Source organism: Aquimarina sp., from assembly GCF_977115655.1.
In genome coordinates this window covers 36,098-45,015 of the sequence record NZ_CDSBKO010000048.1, presented here as the reverse complement: position 1 = coordinate 45,015, position 8,918 = coordinate 36,098, and the positions used below count along the sequence as shown (strand labels likewise).

6 protein-coding genes are annotated in these 8,918 nt (G+C 31.7%); 3 read left to right on the top strand and 3 right to left on the bottom strand.

The features are described 5' to 3' along the window. Window positions 1–531 precede the first annotated feature (531 nt). The 3 genes from ACZIYX_RS17745 (at window position 532) to ACZIYX_RS17735 (ending at window position 4,189) form a co-directional block, all read left to right on the top strand. Entirely contained in the window at window positions 532–1,629 is a 1,098-nt protein-coding gene (locus ACZIYX_RS17745) for a leucine-rich repeat domain-containing protein (protein WP_462683596.1), read from the top strand. Between the two features lie 238 nt (window positions 1,630–1,867). Then, on the top strand, window positions 1,868–3,007 hold the full coding sequence (locus ACZIYX_RS17740; RefSeq protein ID WP_462683595.1) for a glycoside hydrolase family 10 protein: 1,140 nt from the start codon (window positions 1,868–1,870) through the stop codon (window positions 3,005–3,007). 9 nt (window positions 3,008–3,016) lie between these two features. Further along, window positions 3,017–4,189 (top strand): heparan-alpha-glucosaminide N-acetyltransferase domain-containing protein, encoded by a 1,173-nt coding sequence (locus ACZIYX_RS17735; RefSeq protein ID WP_462683594.1) that lies wholly within the window; start codon window positions 3,017–3,019, stop codon window positions 4,187–4,189. Window positions 4,190–4,201: 12 nt separating this feature from the next. Here the strand turns inward: ACZIYX_RS17735 and ACZIYX_RS17730 are convergent, their stop codons facing one another. From ACZIYX_RS17730 to ACZIYX_RS17720, 3 genes are all read right to left on the bottom strand, one after another. Next, window positions 4,202–4,948 (bottom strand): carbohydrate-binding family 9-like protein, encoded by a 747-nt coding sequence (locus ACZIYX_RS17730; RefSeq protein WP_462683593.1) that lies wholly within the window; start codon window positions 4,946–4,948, stop codon window positions 4,202–4,204. 133 nt (window positions 4,949–5,081) lie between these two features. Then, window positions 5,082–6,944: a DUF885 domain-containing protein gene (locus ACZIYX_RS17725; RefSeq protein WP_462683592.1), complete on the bottom strand. Its 1,863-nt coding sequence runs from the start codon at window positions 6,942–6,944 to the stop codon at window positions 5,082–5,084. 19 nt (window positions 6,945–6,963) lie between these two features. Beyond that, the gene (locus ACZIYX_RS17720; protein WP_462683591.1) at window positions 6,964–8,817 is read right to left on the bottom strand and encodes a CocE/NonD family hydrolase; all 1,854 of its coding nucleotides are present in this window, start codon (window positions 8,815–8,817) and stop codon (window positions 6,964–6,966) included. Between the last annotated feature and the right edge of the window lie 101 nt (window positions 8,818–8,918).

Here is an 8,918-nt window from a genome sequence, read left to right as displayed (position 1 = left end):
TAAAACGTCTATAGCTGAAATGGGGTTCGATTTTGATAAACTATGGGTAGCATCTACAATAATTGATTTGGATTTATGAAATTAGCAAGACGTAAGATTAAATTTACTCTTAGATAGTTAATTTCTAGCAATCAGGCATTAAGTGGTTACTAGAGTTTTATTAATCAAAATAAGGGCTCAAAAAAGCCTAAGCAATTCGCTGAAGTGGTGCGAAGAGATAATTAATATCAACAGATAAATAATACTTTTTCAAAGATACTCTATTAAAACCCGTTCTGGGTATAATACCAAAATAATAGTTACCTATAAAAACACAAAACATAGATTTTTTTACTTATAAATCATTTTAATTTTATATTTTGGATTTTGTGGTTTTTATGGTAAGTTTTATAAAAATAAATTTGTGATATTAACAGAAAAGATTCTAAATAATATATAGAAGTGATTTAAACTTTTTTCAATTCGCTATAAAAATGCTCTTTTTCGCTAGAATCAAAAAAGTTTAAACCACTTCATAGTGATGCAAATAAAATGAAAAATATATATATCCTTTTTATTTTAACTTTATTCACGCTTCTTCTTAATGCCCAAAATAAAATTTACTATTCTCTTAAAGATGCCTTAAAAGAACCTAATCAAGTTTACACTTTAGTATTATCCAATAAAAATTTTGAAGAAATCCCTAAAGCTATTTTTAAATTTAAAAACTTAACTTCTTTAAATTTAAGTAGTAATAAAATAAAAGAACTCCCAAAAGATATAGATAGATTAGAAAAATTAGAAGTATTAAATCTTACTAGTAATGAATTATCCTACCTCCCTAATTCGATAGGGAATTTAACAAAATTAAACACTCTTATCCTTTATTATAATAACCTTACTAAAATCCCAAGTTCTATTAAAAACCTTACCAATATCACTTATTTAGATCTAAAAAACAATCAGTTAACCAGTTTAACAGATATGATTGGGCATCTTAAACATTTAAAGCACCTGGATATTAGTAAAAATAAATTAGCGAACCTTCCTAATTCTGTAGGCAAACTGGAAAAACTGGAAGAACTTTATCTGTATGAGAATAAAATAGAGAAACTCCCAAATTCAATCGGTGAGTTAAAGAATATAAATAAGCTTTCACTCTCTTCTAATAAGCTAAAAACGATTCCTAAAAGTATTGGAAAACTTTATAAATTAGAATATCTATCTCTTGCTGCTAACCATCTTAATTTTTTACCAGAATCTATAGGGGATTTAGTAAAATTAAAAACCCTTCTTTTAAACGGAAACCAACTTAATAACCTTCCCAAAACTATAGGAGGTTTAGAAAAAATTGAGTTATTGAGTTTATATAAGAATAAGCTTGATTCTTTACCTAGTACAATAGGAGAACTGAAAAATTTAAGAAAACTCTCTGTAGGAGTAAACAATTTAAAATATCTTCCTGAAACTATTAATAAACTATCTGCTCTATATTCCCTGAGTATTGAGGATAACAATCTTACCAAAATTAAGGAGCAAGTATATAATTTACAAAACTTAAGACAACTTGATGTTCAAAATAACCCAATGAGTGAATTAGAACTTAAGAACATTCAGTTAGCATTACCTTATTGTAAAATATCTAAATAGAATCTTCTAATAGTATATTTATGAAAATAATTGAATTGGATTCTATATTAGATATTTCTAAAGTTTCGTCACTCGTATAAAAATATGTCCTCATAAAAGAAGTAATAAAACATCCACACACATAACACCGATATCAAAAAACACGCTGTATTTAGGAAAAAATATGTTGTTTGCAGAAAAAAAATGGAAGTATTATTTTTTTTTAGTATTTCTGATATATTCTATCAAAATTTATAAAATGAAAAAAGCTCTTTCTATTCTTATATTTATTTTTTTAGTAACTGCCTGTAAAAACGAAGTAAAAAACAAAGCAGCCGTTACTTCTTATAAAATTCCTCTTTATGCCTGGGTACAATTGCCAGAAAATGCTACCGATGAAGAACTAAAAAAGGAATACCAAGATTTAAAAAATAAAGGAATAGATGGTTTAATGTATTCTGCTGGTCACGATCCTGTTGTCTATAAAAGGGTAGGCAAAATTGTAAAACAAATAGGAATGGAATTTCATGCTTGGATTCCTACCATGGTACAAAATAACAACCCAAAATTAAAACCAGAGTGGTATGCTGTAAACCGAAAAGGAGAATCTGCCTATGACAAGCCCGCCTATGTACCCCATTATCAGTTTCTGTGCCCTAACAAAGAAGAAGTATATCATTTTCTGGAAGATGTATATGGCAGTATTGCCGGCATAGAAGAAATAGACGGAATCCATTTAGATTATATCCGCTTTCCGGATGTAATATTAGCCAAAGGACTATGGGATAAATACGGATTAGTAATGGATAAAGAATATCCTCAGTTTGATTATTGTTATTGTGATAAATGTACTACCGACTTTAAATCGGCATCTGGTATTGATATTAAAGAAATGGAAGATCCATCGTACGTAGAAGAATGGAAACAATTTCGCTATGATTTAATAACCAATATAGTAAATAAGTTGGCAGATGTAGTACACCATAAAAATAAAGTAATTAATGCTGCTGTTTTTCCCGGACCAAACTCTATAGCAAAAAAATTAGTCCGGCAAGAGTGGAACAAATGGAATTTGGATGCGTTTTACCCTATGAATTATAATGATTTTTACTTAGAAGACACTAAATGGATTGGAGAACTTACTAAAGAAGAAGTATCCTCTGTATCTAATAAGAAACCTGTATACAGTGGATTGTTTATTTGCCCAAAACCAGATACTAAAGCTAAAGAAGCAGATCCGGAAAATCATGGATTGTTACCCGAAGAGTTAGAAAATGCAATTAAAGAATCTATGAAAAATGGTGCTACAGGCATTTGCTTATTTACACCTAACAGGATGACAGATGCTCATTGGAAAGTTTTACAAAACGTAATTCATACTGATTTTACTAAAAACTAAGTTGTATATATGAGAATAGCATCTATAGATATATTTAGAGCCTTAACTATGCTTTTGATGATTTGGGTAAACGATTTTTGGACACTTACAAATATTCCTAAATGGCTTACCCATGCAAAAGCTAATGAAGATTACATGGGGTTTTCAGATATTATATTCCCTTTATTCCTCTTTATTGTTGGGCTTAGCATTCCTTATGCTATCAAAAACAGGGTTTTAAAAAATGAAAAAACAGAACGTATAGCAAAACATATAATTATACGTGCTTTATCCTTGTTGCTTATAGGTTTCTTTATGGTTAATTATGAGTCTATTCATGAAGAAAGTATGCTTATCGGCAAATATACCTGGTGCTTGCTTATGGCTTTTGCTGTTGTATTAATTTGGATGCATTGGAAAAAAACTCCGATTTCTAAAAAATGGCATATCTATTTTCAAATTTTTGGTTTTGCAATACTCCTATTTTTGGCTGTTATATACAAAGGTGGTTCTTTAGGAGAAACCTGGATGAAACCGCATTGGTGGGGGATTTTGGGACTAATTGGTTGGGGATATGGTATAAATGCATTAATGTACCTTTACAGTAAAGGTAGTTTACCTATAATGATTATACTGTGGTTTACTTTTAATATTTTATGTGTTGTTAATTCAATATATGGTATTACTTCTGAAAATGAATTTATTCGTGCCTTTTCTCCTGTTTATACAGGTACCATTCCTGCTTTTACTACTGCGGGTATTATCGTTATACTATTGTTTCAAAAACTATCTAATAGTGCTATAAAATGGCGATATATTACCCTAATAGCTCTAGGTATAGTACAAATCATTTATGGATTAGCTACCAGACCGTATTGGGGTATTTCAAAAATACAGGGAACCCCTTCATGGCTTGCTATATGCACAGGTATAGGTATTTTTTTGTTTGTTGTACTATACTATATTGCAGATGTAAAAAAGCAAGTACACTGGGCAAAAATAATTGCTCCGGCAGGTACTGCAACACTAACTTGTTATATGGTTCCTTATTTTATATATCCTATACGTAATATGATTGATATTAGACTACCTGATTATTTAAACACTTCTATAATAGGGTTGCTCGTATCTTTTGTATTTGCATTACTGGTAGTTATTTTTACTGGTTGGTTACAGCAAAAAAGATTTTCCTTAAAATTGTAGATAGTGTAGTTGTTACTCCAATATCAAATAACCAAAATGCTCCGGGGCATGAAATTGAGGTTTTGCTGTATTTGGGCTGCTCCAACAAGCAAAAGTTGCATTTTCTGCATTAGCACTCCATTCTTTATTTGTATGGTCTATATTAGAAATAATCCTAAACATATTTAACCTAAAAACAGTTTCTGCTTTTTTGTTTGGGTATTGTAACAAAGTAATTGGTAATTTTAAATATCCTTTCCAAATTTTATTTTTAGTATCTTTTTCTACAGTATGTTCTACCCCCGATGCAGGTATATCTATAAGTTCTAGTGCATACGAGTTATCGCTCTTATATTTATTGGTTACCTTACCCAAAAACAAAGCATTATTAGGATTTAACTGAATTTCTAAATAGTTCTCTTTTGCCCTTTCTCCATTACTTATAAAAAGCTCAAATACTTCCTGATGAAAAAGGTATGTATTATCTTGTGTATAATAATTTTGGTCTATCCTTGGGTTATTTCTGCATTCCAATTTTATTTCTAAAAAATCTTTGTCATATTTCATCTCTACCAGAGTTTCTTCTTCTATCGGCTTTCCTCCTACCGAGTGATAAAAATGTAAGCTTGGTAATGCTGTGAAATTCTCTTTATTAATTTTAAAAACAGGAACCTCCATACTTTGGTACTTGGATTCTATTTGTTTTTTATCGCTACTATCTTTTATACAAGATAAAGATATAAGGACTGCAAACACAAGCAATGTTACTATCTTTTTCATGGTATATTCTTTTTTTGCAGAAAATATGTATAACAATATACGATGTATCATTTTGGATACAAAAATATTAAAAACAAAAACCTCACAGGTCTTATATGAACCTGTGAGGTTTTTGTTTTTAATATTTAATAGCCTATTGTTTCATAGCTTTATCTAAGCCTTTACTTGCTACCCACTCTCCTACTAATTCTTCTAAAACAGTAAGTGGTACCGCCCCATTAGTTAATACTACATCATGAAACTCTCTAATATCAAATTTATCTCCAAGTTTTTTCTTTGCATTTTCCCGTAGTTCCAAAATTTTGTTCATCCCTATCTTATATGCAGTTGCCTGACCTGGCATTACAATATGACGTTCTACCATTTTTATAGCGTCACTTTCTGCATTTGGGGTATTATCTTTATAATATTTTATACCTTCTTCTCTTGTCCATTTTTTATAATGGATGCCTGTATCTACTACTAATCGGCAAGCTCTCCATAACTCCATAGCTAGTCTTCCAAAGTCAGAATATGGGTCGCTATACATTCCTATTTCTTTTGGCAATAGTTCTGTGTACAATCCCCATCCTTCTGAGTATGCTGTATATCCTCCAAATTTTCTAAATTTAGGAACATCTTCCAATTCCTGAGCAATGGATATTTGCATGTGGTGTCCTGGTATACCTTCGTGATATGCCAATGCTTCCATCTGGTATTTTGGCATTGCTTTCATATCGTATAAGTTTGCATAATACGTTCCTGGTCTGGAACCATCTGGGGTTCCATTTTGATAAAATGCTTTTCCTGCGCTTTTTTCCCTAAAAGGCTCTACTGCCTTTACAATGATATCTGCTTTGGGTTTTGTAATAAAAAGTGTATTTAATTTGGATTTCATGGTATTAATCAATCCTACTGCTTGTTTAAGATACGCTTGCTTTCCTTCTTCGTCATTTGTAAAATAAAACTTTTCATCTTCTTTCATATAAGCAAAAAAGTCTTGTAACGTACCTTCGTATTTAACTTGTTTCATGATATCACGCATCTCATTATGAATACGTTCTACCTCTTTTAACCCAAGTTCATGTATCTGCTCGGCAGTCATATCTGTGGTAGTGGTTCGCCGTAGTGCTATATTATAAAATGTGTCTCCCTTAGGGAATTTCCATGCACCATCCTCTGTAGTCGCTCTTTTTTGTTGGTCTTCTAACAGAGTAATAAGATTTTCATAGGCTGGCATCACATTTTTCATCAAAGCCTTCTCTGATTTGGAGATCAAATCTTTTCGTTCCTCCTCTGTTAGTTCTATTTTTTCTATTTTACTTTTAAAATCTGCAAATAACGTGCTCTCTTTATTCGATTTATCAAACGGATGTCCTATTATAATATTACGACTATCACTTAAAACCTTTGCAAAAACAAATTTAGGGGGGATAATACCATTCTTTTCTCTCATCTTTATATTCTCTATAGCTTGGGCAAACAAGGCGTTCATTCCGTTTAGCCTAGATATGTACGCCTCTGCATCGCTTTTGTTTTCAATTCTATGCATGTTGATCATAAAAGCAGGAATTTCTGCCTGCATCCCATGCATTTGATTCACGGGATAGTTATAGTATCTATAGTCATAATATTTTATTTCATCTTCCAGTTTCTGTTTCATTAGTTTATAGCTAAGGGATGCTGCTTCATTTAATTTAGAAACATCTACAGAATCTTTTAAGTATGTTAGTCGCTCTTTTGTTCGCTCTAAATCTTCAACTTCTCTTTTAGGTGAAATATCATCCCATTTGCCATAATCTTTGGTTTTTATTCCTAGATACGTTTGCGTTTTAGGAGATCTGGCTACTTCTTCTTCAAATTGAGATTCAAACCAATCATTTAATTTTTTAGAATGTTCTTCTACCCCTTCTGTAACAGAAGCAGGATTATTATTAGGCTCTTTTGCTTCTTTTTTGCAACTAATTAGCATAAGAAGTAATAATATGGGCAATATGTTTGTTTTTAATTTATTCATAATATTGATTTTGTGTTATTTAGTTGTTTAAAACAGAAAACTCTATCGCAGAATCATGATATACTTTATGTGTTTGTTTTGTAAAATCAGACGCATCTGCCTTAAAAATGTTAGGCACATATTTTTGTGGGTTTAAATCTATAAGAGGGAACCATGTACTTTGCACCTGAATCTGGATTTTATGCCCTTTTTGAAAAGTATGATGTATATCCTGCAATTTTATATTTACCTCTGTTTTTTGGTTGGCAATAAAAGGCTCTGGTTTACTAAAATCATTTCTAAAACGACCTCTCATTACTTCGCTACGTACCATCATGTGGTAATTTGCCATTTTTAAATACGCTTGTGTTTCTTCTGTATCCTTGGCATCATTTGGATATACATCTATTAATTTTACCACCCAATCTGCATCTGTACCTGTGGTTGCAACTTTTAACTTTGCCAAAACCTCTCCGGACAGGGTCATATCTTCTTTAAGTATTGGTGTTTCAAAAACTAATACATCCGGGCGACGTGCTGCAAATCTTTGGTCATCTGTCATATATTTTCGAGGGGTAAATACCATTTTAATATCTTCAGAATATGGTACCGGTTTTTTGGGATCGCTTATAAATTCTGAAAAACCTTCGTCGCTTTTGTCTGATAATGCTTCGTTTTGAGAAAGATATACTGTTTTTTTCTGTATATTTTTTGGTGGCCAGGTTTCATAGGAATTCCATTCTTTTTTTCCTGTATCGAAAATTTGAATTTCTGGCAATCCTGTTTTTCCGTTTGCTTCTCCTTTCAAAAAATGATTAAAAAATGGGGTTTCTATGTTTTTTTGATAGTTTAAAGAAATATCGTCTCCAAAGTATACATTGCCTATTGCCTGCCGTTTTTTGGTTCTTGCCCAATCCCCATGACTCCAGGGACCAAATACCATAATATTATAGTTTTTACTTTTGTTTTCGATATTCTCATAGGTTTCAAAAGGGCCATACAAGTCTTCAGCATCAAATAAGCCTCCTACTACCATAACAGCAGGTTTAATATCTTTTAAGTGTTGAATAATCCCTCTTTTTTTCCAGAAATCATCATAGTTTGGGTGTTCTTTTAATTGTGTCCAAAATACATTATCTTCTTTATAATAGGTATCCAGATTGGCTAAAGGGCCTGCATCCAAAAAAAACTGGTATTGATCCTCACTTGGCAATTCTGCAAATTTATACCAAGGCTCTGAAACCGGTTTTGTTTTTTCATGACCAAATAAAGAGGTTATTCTCCAATAACTTAATAGATATGCACCATTGTGATGAAAATCATCAAAAAAGAAATCTCCTATACATGCTTGTGGGGATACTGCTTTTAAAGCAGGGTGTGCATCTAACAAGGAATAAGTTGCATAAAATCCAGGATAAGAAATACCCCATATCCCTACTTTACCATTGTTGTTTGCTACATTTTTTACCAGCCAATCTATAGTATCATAGGTATCGCTAGCCTCGTCAAACTGTTTACCTGTTTTGTTTGGAATATAGGCTCGCATATTATCATATACTCCTTCGCTCATCCAACGCCCGCGAACATCTTGATAAACAATAACGTTTCCTTCTTTCATAAGAAACTCATTTGGTCCTATCTTAGAAGGGAATTGATCTTTACCATAGGGGCTTGAGCTGTACGGGGTTCGCTGCATTAAAATAGGATATTTTTTTGAAGTATCCTTAGGGGAATAAATGGTGGTATGTAATTTAACACCATCTCTCATAACAATATCTACTTCTTGCTTTGTGTACTGCTCTTTTACATTAAAAGTGGTGGTTTCTTGAGAAAATAAAGTGATAGTATAAAGAAGTACTATACTTTTTAAAATAATTAATCTGACCGATCGCATTGGTATAAATTTAGTTTATCGATGAAGATAAAAAAATGGCACCGCGACCAGTATCCCTTTAAGGAGATTTTAACAACTGTATTGATTATAAGTTATCCAAA